This is a genomic window from Paenibacillus spiritus, from assembly GCF_008710135.1.
Classification (GTDB): domain Bacteria; phylum Bacillota; class Bacilli; order Paenibacillales; family Paenibacillaceae; genus Paenibacillus_AQ; species Paenibacillus_AQ glufosinatiresistens.
The window spans coordinates 59,886-75,456 of record NZ_VYKK01000012.1 but is presented as its reverse complement, the minus strand read 5'-3'; the positions used below and the strand labels follow the sequence as shown (position 1 = coordinate 75,456).

Here is a 15,571-nt window from a genome sequence, read left to right as displayed (position 1 = left end):
GGCGGAGCCGTATCAGCCGGAGGCAGCGCCGTTCAGCAACGGCGGCGCAGTCTTACCGATTGCGGCGAAGCGGATCAGTATCGGCCGCACGGTCGGTTAATCTCGCGTCCCCTGTCCGGTCGATTCTCGCTTCTTCCCGGCGAACCGTATCCTGCACCTGCTCGGTCTCCTGAACCTCGCGCTTGTGCACATCGACTTCGCCGGTAACTACCGTATTCTTGTTGACTTCGACGCGCTCCTCGCTCACCGGAATGCGGATCGTCTCATCCTGGCCGATCGGACCCGCGCCGGTCTCGTCGGTTACCGCGCGGCGCTCGATTACTACCTCTTCATGCGTAACCGGCACGTGGATCGTCTTCTGCTCTTCAATGACTTCCTTATGGATCGACACTTCGCCGGTCTGGACCTTGTTCTTGGACACATCAAGCTGCTCTTCGCGCAGCCGGAGCTTGCGGGCGCTGTCCGCATCCGCCTCGGACGTTACACCAAGATCCGTACGGGCATGATCCGGCACAGCCGTTCCGGTTGCTGACGTACTCAGATGGGAAGCCGCTCCAACTGCTCCCGAATTTACCGTATCCAGTCCGGGATTGCTGCGGTTATCCAGCGAGGAGCCGTTGAATACGGCATCGACCGAATCTCTCACCGAATGGTCGGCTTCCGTCCCCTTTACCTCGTCTTCATAATAGCTGCTGTTCAGCGAACCATGGCTGCGGAAGACACTGTAAATCTCGCTCTCCTTCGCCGTATCGGCATCAACCATAACCAGGATGCGGCCTTCATCGACATAGCGGTCATAGGCTTCAGCCTCTTCTTCCGGAATGCCGAGTCCGATCAGACCGCCGACAAGGCCGCCCGTTCCGGCACCTACAGCAGCGCCTGCCAGCGTCGCTGCGATAGGACCTGCCGCCAGAATCGGCCCGATTCCCGGAATCGCCAAGGCTCCCAGCCCCGCCAGCAGTCCGGTAAGGCCGCCGAGAATGCCGCCTGTTGCTGCGCCGGAAGCAACGCCTTCCGGCGCCATAGTTCCGGTATGTTCGCTGATGTTCTCCATATCATCCTTATTCCGGGCTATAACCGAAATATCCTCAGTCCGGAATCCCTGTTTCTTCAGTTGCTCAATGGCCGAAGAAGCCTCATGCTCCGATGTAAATACGCCTACGATACGTTTGTTCATTTCAATTACCTCCTTCAGATTTTTGTAAAGTTGCAAATTCGAACTTGATGCACGGTTGTGAACTTGGTGCACGTGATCGGCTACATTGCCTAATTAACCACAGGATTCCGATCGAAACCATCTGCCCGGATTTCTGCGGCAAGAACCCAAACGATCCATTTTGAAACAGGAAAAGATAGAGAGCGCCTTAAGAGATTTCCAGAAATCCGCCTCTAAATCAGGCATTCCGGCCGCGGGAAGGATGCTTTATACTGAAGGTATCTCATCTCTCGAATCTGTAACACGGCTTGATATGGAGGTTCTTGGCATGGCTATCTTTCATTACAACCCCGATCCGCCTTCCCGCTCCGAGCCCGAGCTCCATCTCCTCTTCTGGGGCCGGGAACAATGTTCTCCCGGACACGCTTTCGGACCGGGCGTCCGCGACTACTACAAAATCCACTTCATCCACGGAGGAAGGGGCGTTCTGCAGGCCGCCGGCCAGACCCGCAGGCTGGAAGCAGGCCAAGCCTTTCTCACGTATCCGCACCAGAAGGTCTATTACGAGGCGGACCGGGGGCAGCCCTGGCTGTATTCCTGGATCGCCTTTACCGGATCAAGGGCGGAGGAATTGCTGGCCCGCACCTCGCTTACGCCGGCCGAACCCGTCTTTCCGGCGGACGGCGAGCCGATGGAGGAGCTGTACGAGCGGCTGAACGAAGATGCGCGGGCCGGAGAAGCCGCCGATCTGCTGCTGATGGGCCGGCTCTACGAGTTCCTGGCCGCCCTGGTGCGAACGATGCCCGCCCGAGAGACCGGCCTTAGCGGCTCCCGCCGGACCAATGCACATGTTGCCGACTCGCTGCGCTATCTGCATGCCCATTATTGCGAGGATATTTCGGTCGAGCAGATGGCCGAGCAGCTTCAGCTGGACCGCAAGTACTTGTCGGCGCTGTTCAAGCGCGAGACCGGGGTTCCGCCCCGTCAGTATCTGCTGGACTACCGGATGGCGAAGGCGGCCGATCTGCTGATCCGTACCGACTGCACCGTCGGGGAGATCGCCCGCTCGGTCGGCTACCGCGATTCTCTGTTGTTCTCCCGCATGTTCAAGCGGGTAAGAGGTCTCTCGCCCCGGGCTTACCGGGAGCGTAACCGGTGACGGGCACCACGTCCCGCCTTCTCTCCATTCGCAGCCGATGCCGTTGATGACGGCCGGCTTTTTTTGCGTTCATCCAGATAAATAAGGACAGGTCTTGTCCTTCTTCGCTTGCCCAATTTTGTTTTTATATAACATTATTGGGCTATGTCATTCGAACAATTGACCGGTGCAACAATCTGCAAATATGATCGATTTATTGGAGACAAATGGATAATTCAAGCCTGCTCCATGGCCCCCTCTCTCTTGTTCCATGCACAATAGAGAGCGCTTTCACTATAATGCCCGAAGGGAGGAACCGTCCGCGCAGACGAAGGCGAAGAAGATCTGCTGCATGGAATCTCATAACCTTAGGAGGTTGGAATTTTGAAGAAGGCATTATCCCTGCTCTTGTGTATATGCTTGTTGGTCGCGTTCTTCCCGCAGAACCATGTAAGCGCTGCAACCGATGCCGCCCTGGGCCGAACGGCTGCGGCAAGCTCGACAGAAGACTCCTCCAAGACTCCTGCTATGGCTGTTGACGGCAATTCCTCCACCCGCTGGTCTTCCAGTTATTCCGATCCGCAGTGGATCAGCGTCGATCTGGGAAGTGCGACTCCGGTGGAAGGCGTGAAGCTGAACTGGGAGGTCGCCTACGCCAAGGCTTATCAGATTCAGCTCTCCACCGACAATCAGAAATGGACCACCGTCTACTCCACGACATCCGGGGACGGTGGCATTGACAATATCTCCTTTGCCTCCCAGAGTGCCCGGTATGTCAGAATGTACGGCACGCAGCGCGCAACGTCTTACGGCTATTCCTTATGGGATTTTGAAGTCTATTCCAGCGGGGGCGCTCCCGTCGGCAGCGGGATAACTTCCGGCGCCGTCTATAAGCTGACCGCTCAGCACAGCGGCAAGAATCTGGATGTGCAGGGCGGCTCCTCCGCTGACGGCGCCAACGTCCAGCAGTGGTCGGACAACGGAAACGCCCAGCAGAAGTGGAGAGTTACGGATGTCGGCGGCGGGTACTACAAGCTCATTGCCCAATCCAGCGGCAAGGCGCTGGACGTTGCCGATTCCTCCACCGCGGACGGAGCCAACGTGCGGCAATGGACCGATAACGGAAGCGCTGCGCAAAAGTGGAAGATTGCCGATGTCGGCGGCGGCTACTACAAGTTAATCTCGCAGGTCAGCGGCAAGGCGCTGGATGTCGCCGGCGGCTCCACCTCGGACGGAGCCAATGTCCAGCAGTGGACCGATAACGGAAACCCGCAGCAGAAGTGGAAATTCACCCTGATTACGGCCTCTTCGGCGGATACGACTGCGCCGACGGCGCCGACGAACCTGACCAGCCCGTCCAAAACCGCGACCAGCGCAAGCCTAGCTTGGACGGCCTCTACCGACAATGTCGGCGTTACCGGCTATGACATCTACAACGGGTCGGCGCTGGCCGGAACCAGCGCATCGCCCGGCTTTACCGTTACCGGCTTGAAGGCCGGCACGGCCTACACCTTCACGGTCAAAGCGCGGGACGCGGCAGGCAATGTGTCCGCGGCCAGCTCCGCGCTTCAGGTGACGACCGCCTCCGATAATTCCGCCGCTTCAGGCTTCTATATCCAGGGGACGACGCTGTACGACGCCAACGGCAAGCCGTTCGTGATGCGCGGAATTAACCACGCTTATACTTGGTACAAAGGCCAGGAAGCTACAGCTATTCCGGCCATCGCCAAGACGGGCGCCAACACCGTCCGGCTGGTTCTCTCCGACGGGCAGCAGTGGACCAAGGACTCCTTGTCCACGTTGCAGAGCCTGATTACCTTGTGCGAACAGAATAAGCTGGTTGTCATCGTTGAAGTTCATGACGGAACCGGCTCCGACAACGAAACGGTTCTCAACAATATCGCGAATTACTGGATCGAGATGAAGAGCGCGCTCATCGGCAAGGAGAAGACCGTTATCCTGAACATCGCCAATGAATGGTACGGCACATGGAACGGCGCCGGCTGGGCGAACGGGTATACCTCGGTCATTCCCAAGCTCAGAAGCGCGGGAATCAAGAATACGATTATGGTCGACGGCGCAGGCTGGGGACAGTACCCGCAGTCCATCGTCGATTACGGCACGCAAGTCTTGAACTCCGACCCGCTGAAGAATACCATGTTCTCCATCCACATGTATGAATATGCAGGCAAAGATGCGGCAACCGTCAAGAGCAATATGGATAGCGTCCTGAACAAAAATCTGGCTCTGGTCATCGGCGAATTCGGCATCCGCCACACCAACGGAGACGTGGACGAAGCCACCATCATGAGCTATGCGCAGGAGAAGGGCGTCGGTTATCTCGGATGGTCGTGGAAGGGCAACGGTTCCGGTCTGGAATATCTGGATATGTCCGCCGACTGGGCGGGAACCAGCTATACGGAGCAGGGCAATGCCATTATCAATGGCCCTTACGGCATTAAGAACACCTCCAAGCCAAGCAGCGTGTTCGATCAGCCGACCGATACGCAGCCTCCGACCGCTCCGGCGAACCTGGCCGGAACGGCCGCTTCATTCTCCAGTGTCACGCTGAGCTGGGCCGCCTCAACGGACAATACGGGGGTGTCCGGCTACAATGTCTACCAGGACGGGACACTGGTTCAGATCAGCCCGACAACCGGCGCTTCGGTAAGCGGACTCAAGGCCAACACGGAATACACTTTTACTGTAAAAGCGGTCGATGCCGCCGGCAATCTGTCTTCCGCCAGCAATGCGGTGAAAGTCAAAACGCCGGACAGCAACGACAAAACCGCTCCTTCGGCTCCAACCGCCCTCACCGTTATCCCGTCCATCACGACCGCCGCTCTGAGCTGGTCGGCTTCGACGGACAATGTGGGCGTCGCCGGATACCGGATCTACGTGGACGGCATACTCAAAGCCACCAGTGCCGCAACGAGCTATACCTTATCCGGTCTCACGGGCAAGACCGCCTATACGTTCACGGTTAAAGCTATAGACGATGCCGGGAACGAATCGGCCGCCAGCAATGCCGTTAAGGTCACGACCGGCGACCCGAGCAATGCAGGGACCATTGATCCGGGGCTCATCGCCCGCTACTCAACCTGGTACGTCGGTATCAACGGAGCCGACAAGCCGGCAGCTCCAACGGTTGCCGCCCTGTCGCCGCTGGGGAATGGCGGCCTCAATATGACTTTTAATTTGCAGACCGAGAACTATCCCGCCTTCCAGCTCGATCCGGTTCCGGGCGAAGACTGGAGCGGCTACAAGACTATGAACCTGGTGCTGACCAACCCTAACGCCGCCGAAATTCAGGTGCAGCCGATTGTTAAAGACGGGGACTGGAAATGGGTAGAGCTGGGCAATTACATCAAAATTCCGGCAAAAAGCACGATTCTGGCTACCGTCCCGCTGACCGGCCTGACCAACAAAAAGGTGAACCGGATCATTATCCGGGTCCAGAGCGGCAGCGGAGGACTGGCGGGCAGCATCCAGCTGCACACCATACGCTTTGATCTGCCCGCCGACGCCTACGCCTCGACCATTGCCGAGATGAACCGGCCCAAGACGGCAAGCTTCTACCCGTGGAATCTGGCTGAAAGCTCTTTTACCGGGAACGTGTCCGCCGGTCTGACCGGGGAGTCGCTCTATGTCAATTATTCGAACGTGCTCAGCGATACGGTAGCGGCCGGTATCTCCACCGAAACGAAGCCCGGACTGGGCGTTGGGGATGACTGGTCCAAGTACGGCAGCCTCTCCGCCACGCTGACCAATACCGGAACGAGCGCCATCCATGTATCGCTTGTCCTGCGCACCGGAGGCGGCTGGGTCTGGCAGGAGACCGGCGGCCAGGTTAAGGGCGATACGGCAATCGAGCGAATTATCGCTCCGGGCCGATCCGTCGACGTCGTCTATGATTTCAATGCTCCGATCTGGAAATCCGCCAAGACCGGCTGGGTCAATCAGGCGGTTCTGGACAGCGCAACCGATGTCAGAGGCATTCAATTCAAGGTCTATGCCGGAACGGGCGAAACCGTAAAGGCCGGTACACTTACCCTTACGAATTTCCAGGTGAACTTCTGACAGGTTAAGACGTTAGTCCATGTTTTCCTTCCATGCTGATATACCGCTAGGCCGTCGGCTTCAGCTACAATGAAGAGGCTTACACGACAGCGGACAAGCCTCCGGCGGTTCCGCAATCCACCTGGAAGGATGATTGCAGATGTATTCAGCATCGGATACCCGATATGACAAAATGACCTATAACCGCAGCGGGCGCAGCGGGCTGCGCCTGCCGGCCGTCTCGCTCGGCCTGTGGCATAACTTCGGCGGCATCGACACGTCCGAGAACGGACGGGCGATGATTCGCCGCGCCTTTGATCTGGGCATTACCCATTTCGACCTGGCCAACAACTACGGCCCGCCCCCCGGTTCGGCGGAGGAAGCCTTCGGCTCCATGCTCCGGAAGGACCTGCTTCCGTACCGCGACGAGCTGATTATCTCGACCAAAGCCGGGTATTTCATGTGGCCCGGCCCTTACGGCGAATGGGGCTCCCGCAAATATCTCGTATCCAGCCTCGATCAGAGCCTGAAGCGGATGGGGCTGGATTACGTCGATATTTTCTACCATCACCGCCCCGATCCGAACACGCCGCTGGAAGAAACGATGGGCGCACTCGACGCTGTTGTCCGCCAAGGCAAAGCGCTGTATGTCGGGCTCTCGAACTACAGCCCGGAAGAGACGCGGGAAGCTTCCCGCATTCTGCGCGGCCTCGGCACGCCTTGTCTGATTCATCAGCCCAGCTACTCCATGCTCAACCGCTGGATCGAAGACGGGCTCCAGGATGTGCTGGACGAAGAAGGCATCGGCTCCATCGCCTTCTCGCCGCTGCATAAAGGCATTCTGACCGACCGCTACCTGAACGGCATCGCCCCGGATTCCCGGGCCGCCGGCCCCAGCGTCTTCCTGTCCGAGAACGAGATTACGGAAGAAGTGCTCGGCAAGGTCCGCAAGCTGAGCGAGCTTGCCGCCGAACGCGGCCAGAAGATGTCCCAGCTTGCTCTTGCCTGGGTGCTGCGCGGCGGACGGGTCACCTCCGCCCTGATCGGCGCCAGCAAGGTAAGCCAGATTGAAGACGCCGCCGCCGCTCTGGATGCGCCGGAGCTGTCCGCCGCCGAACTGGAGCGGATTGAAGAAATTCTGCGCGGCTAGACCAAGCGCCGCTGCCAGCCAATGCAGGCACTGTCGCCAGATGCAGGCACTGCCGCCAGATGCAGGTACTGCCGCCAGGTGCAGGCACTGCCGCCAGGTGCAAGAGCAAGGCCCCCGTTCCGATGGACCGGGGGCCTGCTTCGTTTTACGGAGAGCCATAGATAGGAGATCGGGTCAGCGGCGGCGAACATGGATAGTGAACCCTTATTGCCGCGCACGCTTAACAAGGAGGACTCATGATTCCATCGCTCTATCATTATTATGAAGCCTCCCTCGGCCCCTTCCGCAACTTGTCCGACCTGGAGCCGGAAGAAGCGGAAGCCGTGCTGGAGGAACTTCGGCTTCGCGGAACCAGCTTTGCCGGACAGCGGACGCCCGATTATTTGGCGGTTCGCCGCAGCCTGGAGACGGCTGCCCGGGAGCAGTTCATCCGCAAGGGCGGACGGCCGCTTCGCTCCCGCCCCCATTACATGACACTGGGAGAATGCCCGTGGCTGCTGGACTGGTACGAGGACGGAAGGCAGCTTGACCTGTCCGTCGGGGATTTTGAGGAAGACCGGATCAGCTTCACCTACGGCGACCTGTTCCCGACCATGCGGTACCGGGACGGAAAGCCTTACCGGGGACAAATCTACACCCTGAAGGAAATAACCGGCCTGATGGATGTGTACGGGCTTCCGCAGGTCTGGAACCCGCACGGAGCGGGCGGCCCCGAGCGCTATATCGAAGTCCAGATCTGGGACGACCGGCCGCTGGCGAATCGGCTGAAGACGCTTTAGCCGCAGGATGCTCCGGGCCGGAATGAACCTACAGCGGCCGGAAGTGGCCGGAGAGGGAGATCTCCCTGCATAAAGCCGGCGTACTGGGCACCCTGTCCCTTCACTCCATGCACTCACCTATAAGGACGCGGCCCTCCCCTGTCCGGCTGCAATCCCCGAACAAAAGGCAAGCCGGCCAGCCCGGCGGACCCGCCCACCGGACCACAGAGTCCTTATTAACGCTGAAACCGGCGTTTTGCTGCTGGGATCGGACCCAGATGACCTTATATGAAGAATTATGCCCGATGTTTAACGCTATTATCGGCCAATAAGGTCTCTGGAGTCCGGTAATCCGGCATAGGAAGCCTGTACGCAAAAATAAGGTCTCTCGGGTCCGCTAAGGGAAGCCAGCTGTGCACTACTGCCGCTGATCCAAGGCGTGAGCCAGAGACACCGGCGGGCGGTTCAGGCATTCTCGCAGCCCCGGCGCGACGGCGGACCATGTCCACCGTTCCTACTCTGTTCCGTCCGTTCCTCCCAGCTTCCGGTATTCCCGCGGCGTCAGGCCCGTCGCCTTCTTGAAGACGCGGCTGAAATATTTCTCGTCCTCGTAGCCGACTCTCTCGGCCACTTGGGACAGGCGGATGTCCGTATGCCGGATCAGGCTCTTGGCCTTGTCGATCCGCAGCCGGGTCAGATAGTCGGACAGATTCTCGCCCGTCACCTGCTTGAACTTGCGCGAGACATTCTCCCGGCTTAGGTAGAACCGCTCGGCGATATGCTGGAGCGTCAGCTCGCGCTCGAAGTTCCGGTCCAGGTAATCGCGGATCTCCAGCACAATCCGGCTGTCCGAGGTCCGGGACAGCCGGAATTCGGCGCACAGCTCCGTTAACAGCTCCATCAGCCGGCGCTGCCAGAGAACCAGCGAGAAGTTGCCCGCCTCGTCGGAGTATCCCGGCAGCTTCAATTCGCGGGCATCGCCGTCCCCCGCCCATTCCCGGAGCCAGCGCCGGATCTCGTCCATAATCTTCTCCTGCCAGCGGGAGAAGACGCTGCCGGTCAAGAGCGGCAGACCCGTAAGCCGCTCGCAGAATTCAGCCAGCGCGCGGCCGACCCGTTCGGGGTCGCCGGTCAGAAGCGCCAGGCCGAAACGCTCCGCAAGCGGCTGAAGCGCTTCGGTCTCCGCTGCGTTCTCCGTAGGCAGCGCCGCCTCGCGGAATTCCTGAACCCCGGCCGGCGCTCCCAGCAGATTGCGTTCATCCAGCGCCAGTCCGGCCTGGTGGAACGCCAGGCGGATGCCGTCCGGGAACGGCTGCTCCGCGCTCAGGCCGATCTCCAGCCCCATCCGGTAAGCCGCCTCCATCGAGCGGTTGATCTCTTCCAGCAGCCCGAGTGCCGGTTCCCGGCTCCAGAGCAGCAGCGCCACATCGGCGCCGTCATGCCAGTAGCGGAAGGCGAAGCCCGAACGGTCCCGGGAGAGAATTTCATTGCAGATGTTCGCCACGGCAAAAGCGGTCAACTGCACATCGTCGTGCAGCTTCCGCAGCAGTCGGCCTCCGGCGGATTGCAGCGAGACGATCGCCATCCGGCACACCGCCGTTCCGGAGGGCAGTCCCAGCTCCTCTTCCATCGCCGAGGCCAGCTCGGCGTATGCCTTCCGGCCGGTCACGAGGTCGGACAGCGCCTTGTCCCAGTAGAGCGGGCGCAGCACGTTGAGCTGAATTTTTTGGCGGAAGGCCTGTTCCCGTTCGTTCTTCTCCTTGTTCCACAGCTCGAACGCCCGCTCCGCGGCTTCGGCTACCTGCTTGCCGCTCACCGGCTTGAGCAGGTAATCCGTTCCGCCGTACACGATGGCCGGCTTGACGTAGTCAAAATCCTGGTACCCGCTGACGACAACCGTCTTGGTGTAGGGCGCATGGCTGTGCAGCCACTCCAGGAGCGACGCGCCGTCGACCAGCGGCATCCGCATATCGGTGAAGACGACGGCCGGCCGGTGCTGCTGAACCAGTTCCATCGCTTCCCGTCCGTTGCTTGCTTCATAAATGCCGGTTACCCCGTACTGATCCCACGGCACAAAATATCGGATGGCCTCACGGACATGCTTCTCGTCGTCCACGATCAATACGTTCGTCATTGTTCTTCCTCCTTGGGTTCTTCTAAGCTGCGCGGAATCACCAGCGTCACCCGCGTGCCCGCCCCGCTGCTCTCCAGCAGCAGGCCGCAGCCTGCCCCGAGCTGCAGCCGCAGCCGGGCCAGAACGTTCCGCAGACCGATTCCTTCCTCATCCGACCCGTCCAGCGCCTCCTCGTCCAGACACTGTCTGAGTTCCTCCAGGCGCTCCGCAGGCATGCCCCGGCCGTTGTCCTGAAGCGTAATCAGCAGCCGGCGTTCTTCGTCTAGCCTTCCCCGGATTTCAATGCGGACATCCTGTACCCCGTCCGGAAAAGCATGCTTGAACATATTCTCGACAATCGGCTGAAGAATCATCTTCGGTACGATCATGCTCCGAATCCGTTCCTCCAGGTCAAGCGTCAGCGACAGATTCTCCGCCCCGAAGCGTTCCTGCTGCAGAATCAGGTAGTTCTCCACGTGCTCCGCTTCCTGCGCCAGCGTAACCAGCGGATTGTTCGTCGTCATCGAATAGCGCATCATGCTGCCGAGCGAATAGATCAGGTCGTAGATCTTCGGCGCGCCGAGACGAAGCGACAAGCTGGCGATCGACTGAAGCGCGTTGTACAGAAAATGCGGATTGACCTGCGCCTGGAGCGCCTTCAGCTCATTCGTTTTGTTGGCGATTTCCAGCCGGTATTCGTTCAGAATCAGATCGTTGATGGTGCGCGTCATATCCGTGATCTTGCGGGTCAGAAGACCGAATTCATCCTCGCTGACCGGCTCGATGTGGGCGCCGAGCTGCCCGATCTGCACCCGCTGCGTATAGGCGATCAGCTTCTTGATCGGACGGGTGAACGAGATCGAGATCAGCACCCCTGCGATGCCCGCAACGGCTACCAGCAGCACGCCGATGCCGGTATTGATGCCGGTAATCGTCCGCGCGTCCGTGTACAGCTCGTCATAGGACACCAGCTTCACGATGTAGCCCTGAAAGAGCCGGGTATCCACATGCTGATAGAGCACGATGCCCTGGAAGTTCCCGTCTCTCCACGAAAAATGCCCGCTCTCCTTGTCCTCCGGAAGTCCGCTCCAGCCTTCCGAGAGCGGCTGTCCGACCCAGCCGTCCCCCTGCGCGTACAGCAGTTGTCCGCGCTCGTCCGCAATATAGAGACGCTCCGTTCCCGCATTGTACATCGCGGCCGAAATATTCTCCAGCTCGCTCAGCTTGAAGTCGATCGAGAGGTCGGCCAGAATCTCGTCGCTGGGTGTCTTGTATACGGGATAATGAAGCGTGAACACCGGCGTAATGCCCGGCCGGTAGTTCGAGAAGCCGGACTTCACGCCGTACTGGTGATCCGGATGGGCCGGCTCCACGAAGGGCCGGTTCGTGCCGTCCGGGTTGTCCTGGGGCCGGTAGGTCAGATTCGTCTCCTGCCGGAACTGGCCGGCCAGCAGCGTATTGGACTGCCGGATGCTCCGAATGAAGAGGTGGATCTGAAAGATGCTGCGGTCCGCCGTATACAGATTGTAGAGCTGGCTGGACATGATATGCCGGTTGTCCGGCAGGGCCGTATCCGAGACGGGCACACCGCTCGCATTCTTCGCCGTCAGGATGGCCGTGTAGAAAGATCCCGCCACGTTGATGCCGCTGTACACGCTTGAGGCCCGCTGGTCGATGCCCTCAAAATAATTGCCAAGATCGGCCGCGCCGAGCGAGAGAAGCTTGCCGTTCTGGGCGATGGACTGGCGCGTTACCGATTCCCGGGTGAAGTAGTACGAGAAGATGACTGACACGCTGGCGGGAATAACCGCGGCCAGAAGCACCAGCGCAATCAGCCGGCTGCGGATACTGTGTTTGAACAATGAGGCTCCTCCTGATCCTCCCGGCGATGGGGCCGAGCAATATAATCCACTTTTCTTATCATCATATTGAGTGTTGGAAGCGGATAGCGCTTTCTATAATTAAACCATGTACCACGACACAAGCCAATCTGTCAAAAGGAGAACCGCTATGAGAAAAGCGCTAGGTTTACGCAAAGGCTGGAGCCAGCAAATCGTGTTCCTCTGGCCCGCCCTGATTTTCTTCCTCACGATCGTCGTGACACCGTTTATTCTGGGGTTCTATTATTCTTCGACCGACTGGAACGGTCTGGATCTCAACAAGGCCACCTGGACAGGCTCGGACAACTGGGTCCGGATCTGGCATGACGAGAAGTTCTGGGATTCGCTCCTGTTCACGCTGCGGTTCACCGTGGTGTCGGTTATCATCGCCAACGTGCTGGCCCTGGGGCTGGCCATGATGCTGACCGCCGCCCTGAAGACGAAGAAGCTGCTGCGCACCGTCTTCTTCATGCCGAACGTCATCGGCGGCATTCTGCTCGGTTATATCTGGCAGTTCATTTTCACCAAGGGCTTCCTGACCATCGGAGAAAAAACCGGCCTTTCCTTCTTCGAGCTTCCGTGGCTCGGGACGGCCAACACCGGCTTCTGGGGACTGGTCATCGTCTTTGTCTGGCAGACCGCCGGCTATATGATGATTATCTACATCGCCTCGCTGGCCGGAATTCCGAAGGACCTGATCGAAGCGGCCAAAATTGACGGCGCCCGTCCGCACCAGCTGTTCAAAAGCGTCTATGTGCCGCTCATCATGCCGGCCATTACAATCTGCCTGTTCCTGACGATCTCGAACGCCTTCAAGATGTTCGACCTTAACCTGTCCCTGACCAAGGGCGGTCCCGGAACCTCGACGCAGTCGCTGGCGTACAACATTTACTCTGAAGCGCTGATCAACAACCGGTACGGCCTCGGCACCGCCAAGGCGCTGCTGTTCTTCGTCGCCGTCTCGCTGATTACCGTTACCCAAGTTGTTCTCACCAAGCGCAAGGAGGTATCCGCCTGATGAACGCCAGCCGTTATAATACCCGAACCCTCCTGCTGGAAGTCATCGCCATCCTGCTGGCCCTCGTGTTCCTGGCGCCGTTCTATCTGGTGCTGAGCAACTCGGTGAAGACACTGAAGGAAATTTTGCTGGATGCGGCTTCCTTCCCGTCGCTCTTTCACTGGAGCAACTATTCCGATGTATGGAGCATGATCGACTTCCCGAAGGCCTTCCTGAACTCGCTCCAGATTACCGGGTTCAGCGTCGTGCTGATCGTCATCTTGAGCTCCATGGCGGCTTATCAGATCGTCCGCCGGCCGACCAAGTTCAACAATTTTGTGTTCCTGCTGCTTGTGGCGGCGATGATTATCCCGTTTCAGTCGCTGATGCTTCAGCTCGTGCGGGTGACCAGCCTGCTTGAACTGCGCGGCCACCTGTACGGCATTATCGCCTGCTATCTCGGCTTCGGCATGCCGCTGTCGGTCTTCCTGTTCCACGGTTTCATCAAGACGGTGCCGGTTGAACTGGAGGAAGCGGCGCGTGTGGACGGGTCCAACCCGTACGGCGTCTTTTTCCGAATCGTGTTCCCGCTGCTCATGCCGATTATCGTCACGGTCATCATTCTGAACACCCTCTGGATCTGGAATGACTATCTGATGCCGGTGCTTGTCATCGGGGGCAACAAAGATTTGACAACGCTGCCGCTTGCCGTCACCAAGTTTTTTGGGCAATATACGAAGAAGTGGGATCTCGCGCTGGCCGGTCTGGTCATGGCGGTCGTACCGATCCTGATCTTCTTCCTGAGTCTGCAGAAGTATATTGTCGAAGGCGTTACCGCCGGTTCCGTCAAAGGTTAAGAAGATCCGCCGCCGGTCTCCCGCAACAATATCCACTTTTTCAGACAAGATATTAAGTGTTGGAGATGCGGCGGTTCGATTACGATCATGATGTAAACACTTACAAACAGAAAACAGGGAGGCATTTATCAATGAACAAAAAACGACTCGCGCTTGTTGCGCCAATCGTTTGCGCACTGGCTGTAGCCGGCTGCGGCAACGGCAACAACAATAACAACGCTGCCAAGGCAACCAACAGCGGCACCGCAGAGACCGCAGCCCCGGCCGCCACGAAAGCGCCTAAGAAGGATGTCACCATCAAGGTTTTCCAATTCAAGGTTGAAATCGCCGAGCAGCTCAACGCGCTGGCCAAAGAATACGAGAAAGAAACCGGCGTGAAGGTTGAAGTGGAAACCCACGGCGGCGGCGAAGACTACGGCGCGCTGCTGAAAGCCGAGCTCGCCTCCGGTTCCGAGCCGGAAATCTTCAACAACGGCGGATTCACCGCACTTCAGCCTTACATGGACCGCGCCACTGACCTGTCCGACCAGCCTTGGGTAAGCAATGTGCTCGATTCCGCGAAGATCCCGACCACCGTTGACGGCAAGCTGTACGGCATGCCGATGAACGTGGAAGGCTACGGCATCATCTACAACAAGGACCTGTTCCAGAAGGCCGGCATTACCAATGAGCCGAAGACGCTGTCCGAGCTGAAGGATGCGGTAGAGAAACTGAAAGCCGCCAAGATCACTCCGTTTGAAACAACGAACGAATGGTGGTCCCTTGGCATTCACCTGGTGAACGTAGGCATGGCCAGCCAGCCTGACCCGGCTGCCTTCATCGAGGATCTGAAATCCGGCAAGCAGACGATCAAGGACAACGCCATCTTCAAGCAGTGGCTGGATCTGGTTGACGTCATCTTCAACAACGCCCAGAAGAACAAGATGACGACCGACTATGCAACTCAAGTCGCCGACTTCGCTTCAGGCAAGGCCGCTATGATGCAGCAGGGCAACTGGACCCAGGGCGACATCGACAAAATCGATCCGAATCTGAACCTCGGCGTGCTTCCGCTGCCGATCAGCGATGAACCGGGCCATGTCTTCGTCGGCGTACCGAACAACTGGATCGTCAACAGCAAGTCCGCGCATCCGGAAGAAGCCAAGGCGTTCCTGAACTGGCTCGTCAGCTCCGAGACCGGCAAGAAATATCTGACCAAAGAATTCAAGTTCCTCCCGGCATTCAACGGCGTTCCGGCTGAAGCAGCCGACATCGGCCAGGTTGGCGTAGCTGTGCAGGAGAAATCCGCAGATGCTCTGAGCTGGACATGGGACCGCTTCCCGGATGGCGTAACACAGGGCTTCGGCGCTGCTATGCAGGAATACATGGGCGGCACGATCGACCGCGACCAGCTGCTGGCGAAGCTGGACAAAGCCATCCAGGATATTGTGAAGCAGTAAGAACGGCAATGCCGCTTCTGAAGC

10 protein-coding genes are annotated in these 15,571 nt (G+C 58.8%); 7 read left to right on the top strand and 3 right to left on the bottom strand.

Translation table 11 applies throughout. The features are described 5' to 3' along the window. Positions 1–52: 52 nt before the first annotated feature. Complete coding sequence (locus F4V43_RS20100; protein ID WP_150457997.1) at positions 53–1,177, bottom strand: YsnF/AvaK domain-containing protein; 1,125 nt, start codon at positions 1,175–1,177, stop codon at positions 53–55. Between the two features lie 307 nt (positions 1,178–1,484). Here F4V43_RS20100 and F4V43_RS09435 point away from each other — a divergent pair, with 307 nt between their 5' ends. From F4V43_RS09435 to F4V43_RS09420, 4 genes are all read left to right on the top strand, one after another. After that, entirely contained in the window at positions 1,485–2,315 is an 831-nt protein-coding gene (locus tag F4V43_RS09435) for an AraC family transcriptional regulator (protein ID WP_150457996.1), read from the top strand. 363 nt (positions 2,316–2,678) lie between these two features. Then, on the top strand, positions 2,679–6,374 hold the full coding sequence (locus F4V43_RS20095) for a cellulase family glycosylhydrolase (protein WP_150457995.1): 3,696 nt from the start codon (positions 2,679–2,681) through the stop codon (positions 6,372–6,374). Positions 6,375–6,513: 139 nt separating this feature from the next. Next, entirely contained in the window at positions 6,514–7,503 is a 990-nt protein-coding gene (locus tag F4V43_RS09425) for an aldo/keto reductase (RefSeq protein WP_150457994.1), read from the top strand. Positions 7,504–7,739: 236 nt separating this feature from the next. Next, the gene (locus tag F4V43_RS09420) at positions 7,740–8,282 is read left to right on the top strand and encodes a hypothetical protein (RefSeq protein ID WP_150457993.1); all 543 of its coding nucleotides are present in this window, start codon (positions 7,740–7,742) and stop codon (positions 8,280–8,282) included. A 493-nt stretch (positions 8,283–8,775) separates the two neighbouring features. Here the strand turns inward: F4V43_RS09420 and F4V43_RS09415 are convergent, their stop codons facing one another. Together F4V43_RS09415 and F4V43_RS09410 are read right to left on the bottom strand one after the other, a co-directional pair. Continuing rightward, the gene (locus F4V43_RS09415) at positions 8,776–10,395 is read right to left on the bottom strand and encodes a helix-turn-helix domain-containing protein (protein ID WP_150457992.1); all 1,620 of its coding nucleotides are present in this window, start codon (positions 10,393–10,395) and stop codon (positions 8,776–8,778) included. Continuing rightward, positions 10,392–12,236, bottom strand: coding sequence for a sensor histidine kinase (locus F4V43_RS09410; protein ID WP_150457991.1), 1,845 nt, complete (start codon positions 12,234–12,236; stop codon positions 10,392–10,394). The genes F4V43_RS09415 and F4V43_RS09410 overlap by 4 nt, the downstream gene beginning before the upstream one ends. 148 nt (positions 12,237–12,384) lie before the next feature. Here F4V43_RS09410 and F4V43_RS09405 point away from each other — a divergent pair, with 148 nt between their 5' ends. From F4V43_RS09405 to F4V43_RS09395, 3 genes are all read left to right on the top strand, one after another. Next, on the top strand, positions 12,385–13,272 hold the full coding sequence (locus F4V43_RS09405) for a carbohydrate ABC transporter permease (RefSeq protein WP_150457990.1): 888 nt from the start codon (positions 12,385–12,387) through the stop codon (positions 13,270–13,272). Next, complete coding sequence (locus F4V43_RS09400; RefSeq protein WP_408638333.1) at positions 13,269–14,108, top strand: carbohydrate ABC transporter permease; 840 nt, start codon at positions 13,269–13,271, stop codon at positions 14,106–14,108. Before F4V43_RS09405 ends, F4V43_RS09400 begins: the two co-directional genes overlap by 4 nt. A 131-nt stretch (positions 14,109–14,239) precedes the next feature. Next, on the top strand, positions 14,240–15,547 hold the full coding sequence (locus F4V43_RS09395) for an ABC transporter substrate-binding protein (RefSeq protein WP_150457988.1): 1,308 nt from the start codon (positions 14,240–14,242) through the stop codon (positions 15,545–15,547). The last annotated feature ends 24 nt before the right edge of the window (positions 15,548–15,571 follow it).